The sequence below is a fragment of the Nostoc sp. UHCC 0302 genome (genome assembly GCF_038096175.1).
Taxonomy (GTDB): Bacteria; Cyanobacteriota; Cyanobacteriia; order Cyanobacteriales; family Nostocaceae; genus UHCC-0302.
In genome coordinates this window covers 4695656-4713269 of sequence record NZ_CP151099.1, presented here as the reverse complement: position 1 = coordinate 4713269, position 17614 = coordinate 4695656, and the positions used below count along the sequence as shown (strand labels likewise).

At 40.1% G+C, this 17614-nt stretch carries 12 protein-coding genes and 1 pseudogene; 4 read left to right on the top strand and 9 right to left on the bottom strand.

Annotated features, from left to right (window positions below; translation table 11 throughout):
- Nucleotides 1-91: 91 nt before the first annotated feature.
- The 3 genes from lysS to WKK05_RS20425 all read right to left on the bottom strand — a co-directional run bounded on the left by lysS (nucleotide 92) and on the right by WKK05_RS20425 (nucleotide 4025).
- Nucleotides 92-1777 carry a lysine--tRNA ligase gene (lysS, locus tag WKK05_RS20435; RefSeq protein ID WP_341524926.1) on the bottom strand — a complete coding sequence of 562 codons (1686 nt, stop codon included), beginning with the start codon at nucleotides 1775-1777 and terminating at the stop codon, nucleotides 92-94.
- A gap of 442 nt (nucleotides 1778-2219) precedes the next feature.
- On the bottom strand, nucleotides 2220-2633 hold the full coding sequence (locus tag WKK05_RS20430) for a hypothetical protein (protein ID WP_341524925.1): 414 nt from the start codon (nucleotides 2631-2633) through the stop codon (nucleotides 2220-2222).
- 429 nt (nucleotides 2634-3062) lie between these two features.
- Entirely contained in the window at nucleotides 3063-4025 is a 963-nt protein-coding gene (locus WKK05_RS20425) for a M48 family metallopeptidase (protein WP_341524924.1), read from the bottom strand.
- 155 nt (nucleotides 4026-4180) lie between these two features.
- Here WKK05_RS20425 and WKK05_RS20420 point away from each other — a divergent pair, with 155 nt between their 5' ends.
- Together WKK05_RS20420 and WKK05_RS20415 are read left to right on the top strand one after the other, a co-directional pair.
- The gene (locus WKK05_RS20420; RefSeq protein ID WP_341524923.1) at nucleotides 4181-5746 is read left to right on the top strand and encodes an ATP-dependent DNA helicase; all 1566 of its coding nucleotides are present in this window, start codon (nucleotides 4181-4183) and stop codon (nucleotides 5744-5746) included.
- Between the two features lie 226 nt (nucleotides 5747-5972).
- Nucleotides 5973-6188, top strand: a complete 216-nt coding sequence (locus WKK05_RS20415) for a DUF2839 domain-containing protein (protein WP_341524922.1) — start codon at nucleotides 5973-5975, stop codon at nucleotides 6186-6188.
- A gap of 251 nt (nucleotides 6189-6439) precedes the next feature.
- On the opposite strand, the gene WKK05_RS20410 is transcribed toward WKK05_RS20415, so the two are convergent.
- Both WKK05_RS20410 and WKK05_RS20405 read right to left on the bottom strand, forming a co-directional pair.
- Entirely contained in the window at nucleotides 6440-7348 is a 909-nt protein-coding gene (locus WKK05_RS20410; protein ID WP_341524921.1) for a polysaccharide deacetylase family protein, read from the bottom strand.
- A gap of 907 nt (nucleotides 7349-8255) precedes the next feature.
- A pseudogene (locus WKK05_RS20405) lies at nucleotides 8256-8393 on the bottom strand (glycosyltransferase); the annotation flags it as partial.
- 190 nt (nucleotides 8394-8583) lie between these two features.
- On the opposite strand from WKK05_RS20405, the gene WKK05_RS20400 reads away from it, so the two are divergent.
- Nucleotides 8584-10125 carry a glycosyltransferase family 39 protein gene (locus WKK05_RS20400; protein ID WP_341524920.1) on the top strand — a complete coding sequence of 514 codons (1542 nt, stop codon included), beginning with the start codon at nucleotides 8584-8586 and terminating at the stop codon, nucleotides 10123-10125.
- Between the two features lie 55 nt (nucleotides 10126-10180).
- Here the strand turns inward: WKK05_RS20400 and WKK05_RS20395 are convergent, their stop codons facing one another.
- The 4 genes from WKK05_RS20395 to WKK05_RS20380 all read right to left on the bottom strand — a co-directional run bounded on the left by WKK05_RS20395 (nucleotide 10181) and on the right by WKK05_RS20380 (nucleotide 15915).
- The gene (locus WKK05_RS20395; protein ID WP_341524919.1) at nucleotides 10181-11680 is read right to left on the bottom strand and encodes a glycosyltransferase family 39 protein; all 1500 of its coding nucleotides are present in this window, start codon (nucleotides 11678-11680) and stop codon (nucleotides 10181-10183) included.
- 92 nt (nucleotides 11681-11772) lie between these two features.
- Complete coding sequence (locus WKK05_RS20390; protein WP_341524918.1) at nucleotides 11773-13170, bottom strand: DUF2079 domain-containing protein; 1398 nt, start codon at nucleotides 13168-13170, stop codon at nucleotides 11773-11775.
- A 60-nt stretch (nucleotides 13171-13230) separates the two neighbouring features.
- A complete protein-coding gene (locus WKK05_RS20385) occupies nucleotides 13231-14490 on the bottom strand; it encodes a mannosyltransferase family protein (RefSeq protein ID WP_341524917.1) in 1260 nt (419 codons plus the stop codon).
- Between the two features lie 117 nt (nucleotides 14491-14607).
- Nucleotides 14608-15915, bottom strand: a complete 1308-nt coding sequence (locus tag WKK05_RS20380; RefSeq protein ID WP_341524916.1) for a mannosyltransferase family protein — start codon at nucleotides 15913-15915, stop codon at nucleotides 14608-14610.
- 461 nt (nucleotides 15916-16376) lie between these two features.
- Here WKK05_RS20380 and dxr point away from each other — a divergent pair, with 461 nt between their 5' ends.
- Nucleotides 16377-17573 (top strand): 1-deoxy-D-xylulose-5-phosphate reductoisomerase, encoded by a 1197-nt coding sequence (dxr, locus tag WKK05_RS20375; RefSeq protein ID WP_341524915.1) that lies wholly within the window; start codon nucleotides 16377-16379, stop codon nucleotides 17571-17573.
- Nucleotides 17574-17614: the final 41 nt, after the last annotated feature.

The window sequence follows — 17614 nt, the reverse complement described above, 5'->3', positions numbered from 1 at the left end:
CATATAGAATAAGTGAGTGCAACTTAGGTAATAAAAATGGTGCGTTAGGCAAAGCCATAACGCACCCGACTGTTGAATGGTACTTACTAGCTCAACTCAACTGTTCAAACTTAAATTTCCCTTTAATGAACTTGTTAAAGTATTGACCTTTAGACGGGGCATTGTCTAAGTCTTCTTTGACACTGGGAGGTACTTTGAAATACTCGTAAACACTACCACTATCAAATTCAATAGTCAGTGTTTGAGTTTTTGGCTCATAGGTAAATTGCTTAATAACGCTGCCTTCAGGTTTGAGTAATGGGAAGGCGATCGCATCCCGAATACTGGCACAATCAGTTAATAACATTACCAACCGATCAATCCCAATCCCCAAACCACCCGTAGGCGGCATCCCGTATTCAAGGGCTGTCAGAAAGTCTTCATCTACACCTTGGGCTTCTAAGTCACCAGCAGCTTTTCTTTCAGCTTGGGCTTCTAGGCGTTCTCTTTGATCGATGGGATCTGTAAGTTCTGAGAAGCTGTTCCCAGTTTCTCGCCCTACGATAAATAACTCAAATCTTTCCACCAAACCAGGTTGAGAACGGTGGGGTTTTGCTAGGGGCGAGATTTCTACTGGATAATCAATTACAAAGGTAGGTTGAATTAAACTGGCTTCTACTTTCTCTTCAAAAGCTAAATTCAGTAACTTGCCAATTGATTTGGCTTCATCTACATCAGGTATCCCAGCATTTTTACTTGCTGTTTTTGCTTCTTCTAAAGTTTGAAAAGAGTTGAAATCTAAGCCAGTAAATTCTTTGACTAAATCATGCATTGTCACTCGCCGCCAAGGTGGTGTTAAATCTATAGGTTCCCCTTGGTAGGTGATTTGCAATGTGCCGAGTACATCTTGGGCGACAGTAGTAATAATCCCTTCAGTCAACGCCATCATATCGTTGTAGTCGGCGTAGGCTTGGTAAATTTCAATTGTCGTAAATTCGGGATTGTGTCGAGTCGAAATTCCCTCATTGCGGAAAACCCGCCCCAATTCAAACACCTTTTCAAAACCACCCACAATCAACCGTTTGAGATGAAGTTCTGTGGCAATTCGCAAATACAACTCCATTTCTAAAGTGTTGTGGTAGGTGATAAATGGACGTGCATCTGCACCCCCAGTCTCACTTTGCAAAACTGGTGTTTCAATTTCTAGAAAATCTCGTTCTTCTAAATAGCGACGAATACCAGCAGTAATTTGGGCGCGACGGCGGAAAGTTTGCCGCACTTCGGGGTTTACAATCAAGTCAACGTAGCGCTGACGGTAGCGCTTGGCAACATCCGTTAATCCATGCCACTTGTCGGGTAGGGGCAACAGGGATTTAGTCAGGATAGTATATTGTTTAACGTAGACAGATAACTCGCCCTTTTCAGTCCGTTTAATAGTACCTTTTGCTCCCAGGATGTCACCTGCATCTGTAAGTTGCTTCAGGTGATTGAAGGCATCGGCATCAATATCTGCCATCCCTTCTTGGATGCGATTTTTATCTAGATAAAGCTGAATTGTGCCGGTTTCATCTTGCAAAGTGAAGAAAGCCAGTTTACCGAAAACGCGACGCGCCATAATGCGTCCGGCTATAGCAACTTCTAAATCAACTTCTTCACCGCTGGGTAAATCGGCAAACTTTTCTTGCAACTGCGCTGCATGATGGGTAGATTCCCAACGATAGGCATAGGGATTAGTCCCTAGCTGCTTGAGTTGTTCTACTTTCTCCAGCCTGGCGGCCCGGATATCTTCTTCCGACATGGTAACGAACTAAATAGGGCAAGATTAATTATAGATGCTGCAAAAGTTGAGAGTAAGAGATATTTGGGCTTTGCAGATGATGATATCGCCTAAAGTGATGTGCGATCGCTAGTTGCAATTTCCCTGTAGTCCCCCCTTGCCAAGGCTACGGTGTACACAAGTCTCGAAAATTCTCTATCTAAATGGACTCTACCACCCTGAATCTTAGACTAGTGGCAGAAAATTGAAGAAGAATTCAGAAGCGATGCCCTGAGTTTCGACTACTTCGGCTACTTCGACTATGCTCAGCACAAGTGCGCCCTTACCTCCGGGGAAGCAAGCTACGTGGAGCGTCCCGCTCTTAAGTGTCGAAGCTTCAATTCTGTTAGCGTAGCGGGGCGCAGCCCATTCTGGCGACTGACGCCTTTATTCTGTTTTGATAAAGGTATAGATACCTTCATTTCTACCTTATTGTTAGGGAATATCGAGATGAAATTGCTTTCATCTTCAAGTTAGTAAATTTTAGAATAGCTTCTACTAGTTCTTGTTGTTCTGGTTGTAAATTCAATGTTTCTAGCGCTTCATTGATATTCTTACCAGCACGTAATTTATTAGATAGTTGTGTACGCTGGGATGTATTTAAAACAGCATTAATTTCTCTATTTCTTCTTTGACGGACAGCTTGAAGTTGCTGGCTTTGTTGGGGAGTCAGGCTATTATCTGAAAATGAATCAGTAGCAGTCTGAATCGGTTGGGCAACTATCACACTAGAAGTAACATTAAGTTGTACAGGTGCTGCAATGGCAATTCCAGGTAGAAAGATGACAAGGGCAACAACATTAATGAATACAAACAGCCGTTTTGTCAAGTTTGCCATATTGATAAACATTTAAATCACAACGTTAAGGGTGTGGTAGTCCAACTAGAAAGTATTATCCGTTTTTAAGCAATCCTAAAAGATAAATTATGCTACAGTTAGCGTCAACAAATGAGTTCCCTGCTGTACAAAAATTTTCTCTCGGGAGTAAGCTCAACAACATAATGTTTTCTCTATGCCAACCTTTGATTATCGATAATAAATAAAAATATATCGATTAAATTAAAATAGTATTATTTTACATTTATCACTCGTAGCTATCATCAAAGTAATTACTAGGAGTGATAAATATAACTGAACAAGTATTGGAAGGAGTATATGAGTGTAGGATTATAGTAAAAATTTTCTTACACCCTTACACTCTTTAACTCTAAAGGGTATGTTAAATAAGCCTAATGCATCTTACCAAAATTTACTGAGGAATCAATATTATTCAGACCTTTTCATTCTGTTAATTTCCTGCCGTAATTCTTCAATTTGACGACGCAAAGTTTCAGCTTCATTTTCAGCAGATTCCGCTGTGACATTTACTGAGCCTGAAGCGGGCGATCGCTGATAATTTCCTCGGCGAATTTCCTGGTATTCTTCTGATACTGCCCATGACCGTAAATAGTGCAAGCGTTCCACAGGAAAAGGATGGCTGAGCATTGTACCTTGAGCGCCATTGTACATCAAGAATTTATACACTTGATTTAGCCCATCTTCATCTAATGCCTGATAACTTTCTGACTGCCGAATAAACTCCTGTAAACTACATTCATTAGCATATTTGATACTACCACCAGAGACTTTCATCATTGAAGACATAACTGGGTTTAAGTCATCCATCACCAACAGCGCAGCGCGATCAGCAGATAACTCAGCTTTCCGCCGCCATTCAAAAAAGGCATAAATTAGGGCTTGACTTAAAAAATTTCCTATGCCAAAGGTCAATTCACCCAAGGCAGAAGCAGCACTCATCGCCCACATCGCCATTTGAATTAAAATAGTATGACCACATTTAATATGCCCCAGTTCATGGGCTAGCACTGCCCGAATCTCGGCTTCGTCCAGTAAGTCTAGTGTCCCTGTATTTATGACTATGTAACGATTCTCTTGCCCCAATGCATAGCTATTAGCTTGGGGATTTTGTGAGACAAACAGTGCAGGTTCTGGGTAAATGTCCAAATCTCGGACACATTCCCGAAATATCTGGTAAATAGTGGAATATTGACGCGGCCCTACTTGGATGGTGTTACCCATTAGATAAACTAACTGCGGGCGTTCGTAGACAAATTCCACAAATTTACGAGCGATTAAATCAAATCCTGGTAAGTTTCGTAAACTTTGCTCGGCTTGGCGATCCAGTGGATGTCTAAAGGCTTCGCTGGAAATTCCTGTGTAAGTCGGCATAATTCAGGGTGATTGGTGATTGGTGATTGGCCATTAGTCATTGGTCATTAGTTTTGGACAAAGGACAAGTGACAAATGACAAATGACAAATGACAACATAATAGAAATGGGGCAATTGGAAGTAAAAATCACTTTGTATTTGGGATTAAAAGCGTGTGATTGAGGCAGAAGTTCATTTGTCACTACATAACTTTTTGCGATCGCAGGCGGGTTTCCCTTCCTGGCCCCATCATTTGACGATGGCAAGGTTGGTAGCACGCGCCTTGCGCTTAGGACGTAGCGCCTTAATTCAGGTGGGGGCGGTTAGCGGGTATCAAGGACGCTACCGCACTAGTTTTGTCGCATCAGCATTGATGTGGCATAGCCCTGTAATTATTGTTGCCCCAGAAACAGTACAGCAGCGCCTGTTGCAAGTAGAAATTCCTCGGCTACAGCAGTGGTTACCAGCTAACAAATCGATTAGGACAGGTGACGCTTGGCCAGGTAGTGAGTTCCAAGGGCTACTGTTAACTTCCCCAGAAGCTTGGCTAAGAGGGCAGTTAGCCCAAAGCGATCGCTTTCCTCACGGTATTCCGACAATTATTGATGGGGTAGATGATTTGGAAGATTGGGTGCGTCATCAGCTCACCCAAACTATTCAACCCCACGATTGGGATCAACTGATGCTGGCTTGTCCAAATCAAGCAGAGGTAATTCGCTCAGCACGAGCGCAATTAACACACGAACTATTCCAGCATCCTGCTAATCCTTATGAGTGCTACCTCATTTCTCAACCAGAAGCAGACATTTTAAGCGATCTTTATTCAGCTTTGGAATCAGCCAGCATACCTGAGATTTGGAAACTTTTCTGGCATAACTTTCAAAACATAGACGATAATTCAGCTCTCCCTCTCCCCCCCTCCCCCCCTCCGCTTTTTTGGGCGACTATTGCCCGTCGTCAGGGTTTATTTTCTTTGCACCATGCCCCAATTGAATTAGGTAAAATACTTTCACCTATTTGGCAACGTCAACCGGTGGTATTAATTGGCAGCGCTTTAGAATCGGAAACAGAGGCTCCCCTGTTCCGCCAGCGTCTGGGTTTGGAAGATGTAACTTGTTTAAAGTTCTCTTCTGATAGCCAAGCAGAAGCAATTCAATTGTATGTACCTTATAAGTTACCCTTACCCAACACCCCAGAATTTCAAGCGGCATTTATTCACAAAGTTCGGACACTTGTTTGTCTAAGTGCCACAGCACCAGGATTGACAGTTGTGTTAGTAGGAGATGTGCCACTCAAGGCTCAAGTGGGGACAATTTTAGCCTCAGAGTTTGGTTCGCGGGTGCAGGTAGAAAAAACTTGTTTGGATGATAATGGTATTTTGATTAGTGGTTGGGAATTTTGGCGAGAACATCAAACAGTCTTGCCTGCACCTCATTTGTTAATTATTGCTACTTTGCCCTTACCATCTTTAGAAAATCCCCTTGTAGCTGGGAGAGTAGCTCACTATAAGCGATCGCATCAAGATTGGTTTCGTTTATTCTTATTACCAGCTGCTTTGAATGAATTGCAGCGGGCGATCGCTCCCTTGAGAGAAAATCAAGGTATCGTTGCTTTGCTTGACAGTCGTGTAGTCAACCGTAGCTACGGAGCGCAAATTCTTGCTGCGCTGAGTCCTTTAGCACGCATTAACTATCTTGATCCCGGTCTGTTTTCTAATACTGGTGAGGAAAATTCTGCTTAGTCTAATGCCTCATGCCCATGACCAATGACAATTTACGTTTTGTCAACCCAAGTGCGATCGGCTCACAGCAAGCGCTATTATCAGCTTATTCAGACATTCTAAACTTCATAAGCCCACACTTTTAATTTGCACTAGTAATGCGATTAATAGCGGCTCTGTGCAAGTAATATGCCTGCCAGTATTAACTTAGAACCTTAGTTGAATTTTAAATTTTGAATTTCTGATTATGGGTGAAGCAAAACGTCGGAAAACTAAACTCGGAGAAAAATACGGTCAAGAAACTCGGGTTTTGCCTTGGGTTCCCATCACCAAAAATCAAGGTGAACAATTTGTTACTTGGACTACTCGTGGTGCTTGGATAGGCATCGGCATTATGGTTGTTGGGTGGGTTACCATCCGTTTCATCGGGCCAGCTTTTGGTTGGTGGGAAGTAGCCTCATAAAACCTAATAGTTTTCGTCCTTTTTTATAGCAATTCTGATTTCAATGAGGTACACGGGTAGGGGCGCACAGCGGTGCGCCTCTAAGAATATCTATACTTCACCCAATTGAAAACTGCTATATTATGAATCCATGAACGGTTACACTAAATAAGCGTAACCAAGTGTATATACTAGAAAAACTTTTATTATTCATATAACTATCTCTTAATTACAGTTTTATTTACTTATTTATTATTCACTATTGATAATTATTACTTTTTATGAGTGGCCAACCTTTGGTCTGAATCTTGTATCTGTAAAAGTTCTGGAATAGTTACAAAGCGATAACCTTTCTTTCTAAAATTGCTGATAATTTCTGGTAAAGCTTGGACAGTTCTAGAACGATTACCACCACCATCATGCATTAGTACGATACCACCAGGCTTTGAATCTTTAATCACATTATTAATTAACCTTGGTACAGGTGGTAGTTTGTAGTCTGTAGAGTCAGATGACCACATTACCACAGTGTATTTTTGGTTTTTAGCATAAGCAACCAATCCATTGTGCAGAATACCACCAGGGGGACGAAACAAAGTTGTTTTCGCACCTGTAACTTGATAAATTAGGTTTGTTGTGCTGTCGATTTCAAAAGCAGCTGCCTGTGGATTAAAGAAATGATACCAGTGATGCCAAGTATGGTTGGCAATAACATGACCATCGCTGACAATCCGTTTACCTAATTCTGGATAATTTTTGAGATTCTGCCCAACAACAAAAAATGTACCTTTAATATTATTTGCTTTTAAGATATCTAATACTTGCCCTGTGGTTTCAGGCCAAGGCCCATCATCAAATGTTAGAGCAATAACTTTCTGACCTTGAGTAAGTTTTGCTGTACTAATTATTGCTCCTTGAAAGCTTGATGGTACAGCGTCAGAAAGACCCTTTGCTTGTGCCTCTTGCTGCCAACTTGTAAGCATCAACGTCTTTAATGCTTCAACGCGCTGTTGAGTTCCTGCATTTGCACCAGTATCTTTTACATTTATGCTCTGTCTACTCTGAGCCTCCGAAGAAATTGGTTTGATAAGCATCATCAAGCCAAGGCTCAAAGTGCCGCCCAAGGCAAGCAGTACAATTAATATTCCTTCGGGCCAAAGAAACGACTTATTATTTTCCACTTCATAGCTCCTTCAAAAGTCGAACTATCAGTCATAGTTCTGACAGTACGTCATAGCAGATTATTGATAGTTATTAGATAGCTAAATGCTTTCTGATAATCCTGAAAATCAAAACAGGGATTAACAAAAAGTCAGTAATCGCTAATTGCTTGCACACAGTTTATTCGGCAGAAAGTACCCTTTAGAGTTTTATGTCCTTGTAAATAAGGTAAACTCGTAAATTATTTGATTCTCATAAAGAATTACTGAGGAAGAATGGAGTATCTACCCAGAAAGAGCCTCATGAACTATTAAATTTACTGTTAATTAGGTATATTTTACTGCCTACAGCCATTGCTTCCTTTTTAAGAAAAAGTTAAATTTTTCACTGATTGGATGTTGCTTTTTAGGCTAAGAAACACATAGACGCAAATCAACTGAATATAGTTTCGCATTGCTAACAAGCAGTTAGCGGCTAACTTAGATACTATTCAGTCATTCAGGAAAAATAATTTGATTACAGTTTTACTCTGTTTTTGATGCTGATATCTCAGCCTAAGTTGTTAGTAGCTTTTTGTACGCTGATATTCGCTTTAAGTTAATCAGGTTATACATTATTAACCTTACAGTATTACAATTTTATGTATACTATTACCGTATAAATACGGTATTTAACAACAGCTTGATCAGCAAAATACTAAAGGTCTAGTAATATCTTTGATATCTCTTTAATCAAGATACCTTGTGTAAGGTAATATTTTTAACTAGATATACTGCTTTCAGTTTAGTTTTACATTTAAAAATCCGTTAATAGTTTCTTGAGTTTTTCATAAGATCACTTAAAAATATATCAAACTTTAATCGAACACATTTACAGTTTTCTAACGGCAGATTTCAAGACCAACAAATACCCTATAAAAATAGGACTTTATTTAGCTGGCGTTTCTGATGTTTTAGTGAAATCTCCAGTTTCCTTCAAAGTATATACAGGATGGGCTTTAACCTCTTCATATATGGAACCAATATACTCATCTAAAATACCAATGTAAAGTAATTCCACAGGCCCCCAAGAACAACACAGCTTTACTTCTAGCTTTGTGCGGGCTACTGAACTTCGGAAATTCTGCTGTCTTTTCTGTAAGATTATTGCTGGCATTTTTCATACAAGTATAATTTTTTCGTATCTAAGTAGAGAAAATTATATATTTATGGGAATGAATCATCTCATTGTCGATAATTATTATAATTTGTTAAATATGCGCCCATTCCGAGAAAAAGAATGGCTGTTATGCTTACTCGCGGCATCCCTGGTTCTGTGGTTGATATTTTTGGGAAACTCGCCCTTACGAGACTGGGATGAAGGTACTGTGGCACAGGTTGCTCGTGAAATTTGGCGGGCCCCAATCGGTTCAATGCGTTGGCTTTTCCCCACTTTGGCAGGTGAGCCTTACCATAATAAGCCGCCTTTAATACACTTGCTAATAGCTTGGACTTACTCCCTCGGAGGCGTGAATGAGTGGACAACACGGTTACCTAGTGCTGTGTTAACAGCTTTGGGAGTACCTTTACTTTACTTAGTAGGCCGTTCGCTTTTTAACCAAATTTTACCATCTTTATTTGCAGCTTTGGTGTACTTGACAATGTTGCCTGTGGTGCGTCACGGACGACTAGCAATGCTAGATGGTGCAATTATTACTTTTTTTCTGCTGCTGTTGTTTTGCTTGCTCAAAGCACGTCAGAATCAGCGATATGCTTTGGGTGTGGGATTTTGTTTAGGGCTAATTACTCTAACCAAGGGAATGATCGTTTTATTGCTGGGAGCGATCGCTTTTTTATTCTTACTTGCAGATAGACAGTTCGCTTTGCTGAAAAGTCCTTATTTGTGGGCGGGAATTTTTTTAGGAAATGCTCCGGCGATCGCTTGGTTTATTGCCCAATGGCAACATTATGGGGCCAACTTCTTGCAAGTTAATTTTTACGCACAAACTTTTGATCGCCTTGCACAACCTGTTGAAGATCATAGTGGCCCTCCTTGGTACTATTTAATTGAGTTAGTCAAATATAGTTTTCCCTGGCTGTTGTTTATCCCAGGAGGGTTTTATCTAGCTTGGAAAAAACGTCATACTACCTGGAGTTGCCTGATTATTATTGGCACAATTGTTTACATAGTCACTATCTCTTTAATGAGAACAAAACTCCCCTGGTATGTCATGCCTATATATCCATTTTTTGCCCTGACAGTTGGTGCTGAACTGAATGAAGTTTGGCAGCAACATTATTTTAAAACGCGTATTTGGATATTCTTCTTGGCTGTTATATCTATTGCTGGTTTTGGAGGGGTTGTTTATTTTGTTACTGCAAACGAAGAACCTATCTTAATTGTTATGAGCATTGTGTTGGCAATCAGTATGGGCATCGCTGCATGGCTGATTAAACAGCGCGATCGCCGATTTATTCCAGTTTTATTTTCTGGTATGTACTTAGTTTTAATACTGTTGATGAGTTCACACTCATGGATTTGGGAGTTAAATGAAGCCTTTGCAGTCAAACCAGTCGCGGCATTGATTCACAAGCATGGTTTATCAGGAACAACAATTTACACATCTTTTGCTTATGGTCGTCCTAGTTTGAATTTTTATTGTGATTGCAAAGTCATTCCTGCCAGCGTACCAGTTTTACAAAAAATGTCGTTAAACAAAGCTTATTTGTTATTAGATAGTGCCAGCTTACAAACAATAAATTTATCCAGCAGTAAAATACTTGGTACTGCTGAAGATTTCACTCTAATTTCGCCGTAACGTAATTAAATATTAATTTTGGGTAAATAACTGCCAAATTACTCTCTCTACCTATTTAATTTCTCAGTTTCAACTTTTTACTATTTTTATTATTAATTGATAGTATGTAATGCTCCTCCGTCCCTTCTTTATTAATATAAGTTCTGGAGTAATTTTCATGAATATAATCCATAATTTTATTATCACCCTTGATTATAGAATTCCATCGGGCAAGGACGATTTGTTCAGGGCGATAATTCTGTAAAACAGCCAGTATATCTTTAGTTGTTAAGCTACCTGAGTTTAGTCGTTTATATGAGATTACTGCGATTTCTGGAGGAACACGCAAACCAGCATAAAAAGCGTAAATTGGACGGTCTGTAAACAGCCATTGGGTAGAACTCTTGTGTTTTAATACAAGTTGCATTAATTCTAAATTTTTCGCAGGAGTTCCTTTAGTATTAGGAGGAGTTGCAATTATTAAAACAACTAATAATCCTACTACCAAACTTGGGAATATTAGCTTTTTAATATTCCATAACTTGAGATTTCGATTCCAGCTTTGAGAAAAGCAATCAATTAATAAAGCAACTCCATAAGCAGCTAGCCAGCAAATAGGAATAGCAAGTAAGGGGTAGTGATGATACCAAATTGGTTTATAGTTAAATAAAATTAATATTGCCGTTCCTAACCAAGTTAGAGGGAAAAGACCATTTATTTTTTTTTTCCAAAAAATTGCTAATATACCGATAGAAGATAAAAATATGTAGTCATAATCTTGACTAATCATATCAAGTATAAAATTCAAATTATTAAAATTTGCTAATCCTAGTTCTGTTGGTTGATTTAAATGAGATTGAAATATCTGTTTATAATTATAAAATTGTTGAAACGCACATAAAATAACAGTATAAAGAAGCAGAAGAGGGGTTAACCAAAAAACAAAGGTATTAAATAATAGTCTTTTGTGTTTATTTTCTTGAACCAAGTTAAATTTAAAATCGGTGATATAAAATAAGATTAAAGGAATCAAAAAAATAGTAAATAACTTAGTTTGTAATGATATTGCTAGTGAAATTCCAGATAAAATCAAGAAACGCTTTTGATCATGCTGTTTATAGAGAGTGATAAGGTAAATAGAAAGCATTGCCAGTGATATTGATGGAATGCCAATCATTACAGAAATACTAATCCGAATAAATAGCCAGGAAGTTAATAGAAAAACTGTTGCTACAAGAGCTGGTATAATTCCGAGTTCGCGGCGAATGATTTGATAGAAGCACCACATCAACAGTGCTGAAAATATTAGTACTAAAAGGCGTGCAGCAACAACAGACTGTCCAAACAAACTTAACCATAATGATAAAAGGACAGTGAAAAGAGGTGGTTGATCGCTCCAAATTTCGGTGTAAAGAGAAAAACCTTGCGAATAGAGAAGTGCTTTAATTAAGTTCAGCCCTTCATCATAATCTAGTTCAAAAGCTTGCGTGATTGGTTTGAACCTGATAGCTAATACAAAGCAAACCAAGAAAGCTATGATTAACAGGTTAAAAAAGATATTTTTAAGTTTGGGCATACCTGTACAGTTTTGGATTTGGGATTTAGGCAATAACAAATGTAAGCAACTGCCTATATTCCAAGCATTTTTCAGCCAAAAATAGTATCAGTTTATGGAGACTGTTTCACAAACAAGTAAACATCATCACGCTGATAGCCCAGTTGAAACAATTGATTCTTTTTAAGTTGATTTACTAAGTTGGCAGCAAACTCTGGATTACGAGTACCATCTGGGTGGCGCACATTCAGCAATATATACTCAAATGGGACAAAATCAGATGGAGCGCCACTGATATCATCGACAAATTGGACTGTGCGTCGGTGGGTTACATGAGGTGCAATACTGTGGGTAGTTAAAACAGCACCTTTAGTGTGAATTTGGGCGATCGCTTCTCTTGTTGCTTGCCAAGTATCGATTGTTCTCAGATATCGTGACCAAAAAAAGCCATACTTTGCTAGTACTATAAATGCCACTAACGCCCACAAGCTCATTACCCGTCTAGTTCGTAGCCATCCTCTACCAGTAGCTACCCTAGAAATTACAGCCAGTATCAAAAAAGGTAATATTGGCAAAGAGTACTGATGAATTAAGTCTCTTTGCATTTGCTCATCGGAAAGAATATTCAAAACCAGAGCTGGTATAGCACTTACTAGAGGAGTTAAATGTCTTGGTGCAAGTCCCCAAATCAAGGGCGCAACTAGCAGTAGCAAATATTCTAAAGTCTCTAGTGAAAATACCCTACCCAATATCAAATAGGGTTTCAAAAACAAATTCCTAACAATCTCTAATACTGAGCTACCCAGATAGCTGTAACGTGCTACTGCTGCTACTTCATTATTGCTAAATAACGGAATAATTACCTGGCTAGCAATTAAAAACCAGCTAATACCAGCAATTAAGGCAAATACACCACATATGCGCCGCTTTTCAAACACGAGCAGCCAGATGCCCATCATCGCAACTGTTAGCGATAATACAGCTTTACAGCCCAAAATAAAAATAATGCCTAGACAAAACCACCCTATCTGATTTCGCCGCGCCGCCAAAACCACCCCTAGCAGCACAGGAACAGCCATCACTTCTGGGTGAAATTCAAACAAATTGACATTAAAGACTAGCGGGTTTAGCAAGTAAACTGCTGCAATTATTAATGCTTGGGATTCTTTTAACCCTGCTTGTAGGGCGAGATACCAAGTAGGGACAGCACCCAAAGCCAATACCCCTGCTTGCACAGCTAACAACCAGTAAGGGCTTGGGTAAATTTTGTACAGTAAAGCCAATGGGTATACTGCCCAAGCTGCATGATTACCCATGTGATGAAAGCCTAAAAAAGAGGAAATAGGCGGTTGTCCTTGGCTGATTAAGTAAATAACTTGGTCATAAATTCCTAAATCGAAAACTCCCGACTGAAACACCGTATGTCGGAAACTACTACAACCAAACAAAATTAAGGCACTCACACCAGTCATCCAACCAACGGCGTTTAGCTCAATAAGTTGTTTTCTCACGCTAAATAACAACACTTATTTCTAATTTCTCTATATCTTCTCATCTGTTGATTTCATGCTCTACCCTACCCAGAGTTTTTGGGAAAATCGTATAGTAAAGCTAGCAAGTAAGATGGCAAAAAACGGCAGCGTTAGGTATCCCCAACGAGGGTGACGAGAAAATAACATCCCCAAGGCTACGCTTAGTGAAACAATACCGTAAGCGATACGGCTAAGTGACCAAGTTCCTCCAGAGGCGAAAATTAACGCCAAACCGCAAAAACCATAAATCACAGTGATTGAAGTTAATTGTGTGCGGAAATGCCATAACAAATAAGCACCACCGAAAACTGTCACTGTATTAATTAATGGATCTCCTGCCAGTAGCCATAGAAGTAAAATTAAACTAGCAAAGCCGTAACCCACCGCAACAGTACCTAACCGTTGATGGCAGCGCCATAAAATATAACCACAACTTAAAATAATGCCAAACAACACTGGATGCAAGGGGTCTTTAATCCAGCCATATTTCCAATTTGCTGCGCCAATTGTAATTTGCATGAGCATTTTCCACCACCCCTGCCAATCAAAACCCAATGAGGGACGCCATGCTTTTTGTGCATTAATGAATGCCAAAGCATCGCCAAATTGAATTTTGCAATACAAACTGTAGAGAAATAAACCACCAGCGGTAGCTAAACTCGCTAAGTAAGCTTTTATGCCTCTGCGTTCTTTCCAAGATACAAGTAAAAATGCGGGGATCATTGCTATGCCGGTGGGACGCGTTGCAGTAGCCATAGCACCCCAAAGAGCTGTCCAGCCATTTTGTTTGTGATCAAAAGCCCGTAAAGCTGCTGTACTGAATAAGAGATATACTCCTTCTGAGTAAATAACTGTACCAAATAAAGACTGCGGAAACCACGCCAATACAGCCGTTACCCAGCGGGCTGTAATCATTCCATGACGCTCATTTATCCAAGCGTACAAGACAATCAGCGCTGCTAAAAATGCTAGATTATTGACTAGCGTGCCTGCCACTTCAAAGGGCAATCCGATGCTCATGACTGCACGGCTTAACAAGGGAAATAAAGGGAAAAAAGCAACTAAATATTCTTTTCTTTCTAGTGAATAATCGTAACCAGAAGTTGCAATTTTTTTATATAAAAGGCTATCCCAAGCAAAGAAGGTATCCCAGCTTAATGTTGCAGGTACACCATTTGATGGGGTCGGAAGCAAAGGCGTAATTAAAAACATTGCAGCAGCGATAATCAATCTGCTACACAGCCACATCGCTAAAGCAAAAAATAAACCATTTACCCATACATCTCTGTGTTTAAACATCTAATTAAATGCCTGAGATATTATGAAAATAAAAACGGATATATTACCCAAAAAAGTAGACGAGAAAGATTATATGGAAACAAACAATGATGTCCATTCAAAATCTTTTGTGTCTTTTTAGCCTACCCAATGTTCTTGGGCAAATCCTACAGCTATCTTGGCAAGTAATGTGACAAACAAACCCAATATTAAATATCCCTGACGAGGATGGCGAGATAGTACTATACCTATGGCTACGCTCAGAGGCACAATGCCATAAGCAAGACGACTTAAGGAAATCGTACCTCCAGAGGCAAGCAGCAAACCTATACCACAAAAGCCGTAAATAAAAGTCACTGGGGTTAGTTGCGTGCGTAAATGCCACAACACGTAGCTGCCACCCAAGACCATAAAAGCGTTGAGCAAGTTATTAATCAATTGTTCGTTGGCTACGATTAACAAAAACAAGACTAAAGCGTAAAAGCTATAAATTAATTTCACAGAATTGAAATGTTTTCGGAAGCGCCACAAAAAATAGCCACTATTAACAATCGTGGCAAACAACAGAGGATACCAAGGGTTTTTAATTCCGCCAGATGGGCCTTGAATCCAACCATATTGCCAATTATTTGTGCCAACTACAATCTGCATGACCATATTTAACCAACCCTGCCAGTCAAATCCCAGAGAAGGCCGCCATCCCCGTTGTGCTTCGATAAATGCTAGAGGGTCACCAAAAGAAATCGCGCAGTACAGACTGAACAGAAGTATTCCGATCGCGGTAGTTATACCAGCAATATAGGCTACGGGTGGTCTGCGTTCTTTCCAAGCAGCGATCGCCAATGCTGGAATTAGTGCCATACCTGTAGGACGCGTTGCTGTAGCGATCGCACCCCAAAGGGCAGTCCAGCCATACTGCTTTTGATCAAACGCCCGCAAAGCAGCTGTACTCAAAAACAAATACAGCCCCTCTGTGTAAATCACCCCCGTAAACATCGCAGATGGATACCAAGAAACCACAGCAGTAGACCACTGTGCTGCATTAAGGCCATAATGCTCCTTTACCCAGAAAAACAAACAGTAAAGGGCTGCCAAAAATGCCAAGTTATTCACCAGCGTCCCAGCTAGTTCAAACGGCAACCCCAGTTTCATCAAACCCCAAATGCTTAAGGGAAACAGGGGAAAAAAAGCTAGATTATGCTGTTTACCGTCATTGACGAATTCATATCCAGTAGTGGCGATCGCCCGGTAATGTATACTATCCCAAGCGTCAAAAACCCCCCAACCAAAATGAGATGTAGTTCCTTCTGCTGGTGATGGCATATTTGGCGCAATCAGCAACATGGTTGTCCAAATAAACATCCGGCTGACAAACCACATTGTTGCGGGAAAGAGGAAATCGTTTTTCCACAAAATTTTACTTATAACTATCTGAACTTTTGCCATAGGTTTGAGTGTTTCAACAGACTCCTTTATGCATGCTTTTACCTATGGCTGTAACACAGCAATTTATGAGTAACATTTTGCACTTTCAATCCTCTACACCTAAATTACAAACTGAATATACTGACAATTAATTGCGAGTATTTCTTATTTGATTATCCTTGCTTAAATTTTCAGCAATTATATTTATAGTATTTAGGAACACATATTTTGTCTATTTATATAAAAATTGCCTGATTTAAGGACTTTACAGAAATTTTCGTTTTTTTGCGTCACACTTCGGCTATCTCCTTCCTCTGCACCCTTGCTCCCCAGCTTTTCTTCGGGCTCCTGAATTCTGCCTCTTTGAACTTCTGAGCGGCAAAAGTCGCAGAAGCGTCTACAGAGTTCTCTCTGAATTCTTCTTATAATAATGAGTCCTAAGCAATTTATAGTGAGAGTTGTCTGTAAATCCTGAAACAATTGTGAAAGCGATTACTCTTGTTGGTTCCACTGGTTCTATTGGTACTCAGACTTTAGATATTGTCACTCAGTACCCAGATCAGTTTCGGATTGTGGGATTGGCAGCTGGGCGCAATATGGAAATGTTAGCGGCTCAGATTCGGCAGTTTCGACCAAAAATAGCAGCGATTTGTTCAGAAGAGCAATTGCCAGCACTCAAAGAAGCCATCAAAGACCTTGATCCCCAACCGATTCTTCTGGCTGGCGAAGCCGGAGTCATAGAAGTTGCCCGCTATGGTGATGCCCAAACGGTTGTTACGGGTATCGTTGGTTGTGCTGGCTTGCTACCCACCATCGCAGCTATAGAAGCGGGTAAAGATATTGCCTTAGCCAATAAAGAAACCCTGATTGCCGGCGGCCCTGTGGTTTTACCCCTAGTCGAAAAACACGGTGTCAAATTATTACCAGCTGATTCCGAGCATTCTGCAATATTTCAATGCCTCCAAGGTGTACCAAAGGGAGGCTTGCGGCGGATTTTGCTCACTGCATCTGGTGGGGCTTTTCGAGATTGGGATGTAGAAAAGTTAGCAGAAGTGACGGTTGCTGATGCCCTGAAACATCCTAATTGGTCGATGGGGCGTAAAATCACAGTAGACTCAGCTACTTTGATGAATAAGGGACTGGAAGTGATTGAGGCTCACTTCTTGTTTGGCTTGGATTATAAAGATATCGAAATTGTCATTCATCCCCAAAGTATTATTCACTCGTTGATTGAACTGCAAGATACCTCAGTTTTAGCGCAACTCGGTTGGCCGGATATGCGTCTACCTCTGCTGTATGCGTTATCTTGGCCTGAGCGCATCTATACCAACTGGGAACGACTAGATTTGGTGAAAGCTGGAAATTTAACCTTCCGGGAACCAGATCATCAGAAGTATCCTTGTATGCAGTTAGCTTATGCTGCTGGTAAAGCTGGTGGTTCGATGCCGGCTGTATTAAATGCCGCAAATGAACAAGCTGTAGCGTTATTTTTAGAAGAGAAAATTCGATTTTTAGATATTCCTCGATGTATTGAATGGGTTTGCGATCGCCATCAAAATAATAACTGTGTAAATCCTTCTTTAAATGACATTTTGGCAGCAGATACATGGGCAAGACAAGAAGTTTTAACTGCAACTGAAAAATTGGCAACTCATACGCCAATAATTTCTTTACGTTGAACAGCTTGAAAATAGGAAGACACTGGTGAGGATGGTGATTT

Excerpts from the sequence above, each read along its gene's own strand:
- lysS (WP_341524926.1), bottom strand. The coding sequence starts at position 1,777 with ATGTCGGAAGAAGATATCCGGGCCGCCAGGCTGGAGAAAGTAGAACAA.
- WKK05_RS20430 (WP_341524925.1), bottom strand. The coding sequence starts at position 2,633 with ATGGCAAACTTGACAAAACGGCTGTTTGTATTCATTAATGTTGTTGCC.
- WKK05_RS20425 (WP_341524924.1), bottom strand. The coding sequence starts at position 4,025 with ATGCCGACTTACACAGGAATTTCCAGCGAAGCCTTTAGACATCCACTG.
- WKK05_RS20415 (WP_341524922.1), top strand. The coding sequence starts at position 5,973 with ATGGGTGAAGCAAAACGTCGGAAAACTAAACTCGGAGAAAAATACGGT.
- WKK05_RS20400 (WP_341524920.1), top strand. The coding sequence starts at position 8,584 with ATGCGCCCATTCCGAGAAAAAGAATGGCTGTTATGCTTACTCGCGGCA.
- WKK05_RS20395 (WP_341524919.1), bottom strand. The coding sequence starts at position 11,680 with ATGCCCAAACTTAAAAATATCTTTTTTAACCTGTTAATCATAGCTTTC.
- WKK05_RS20385 (WP_341524917.1), bottom strand. The coding sequence starts at position 14,490 with ATGTTTAAACACAGAGATGTATGGGTAAATGGTTTATTTTTTGCTTTA.
- WKK05_RS20380 (WP_341524916.1), bottom strand. The coding sequence starts at position 15,915 with ATGGCAAAAGTTCAGATAGTTATAAGTAAAATTTTGTGGAAAAACGAT.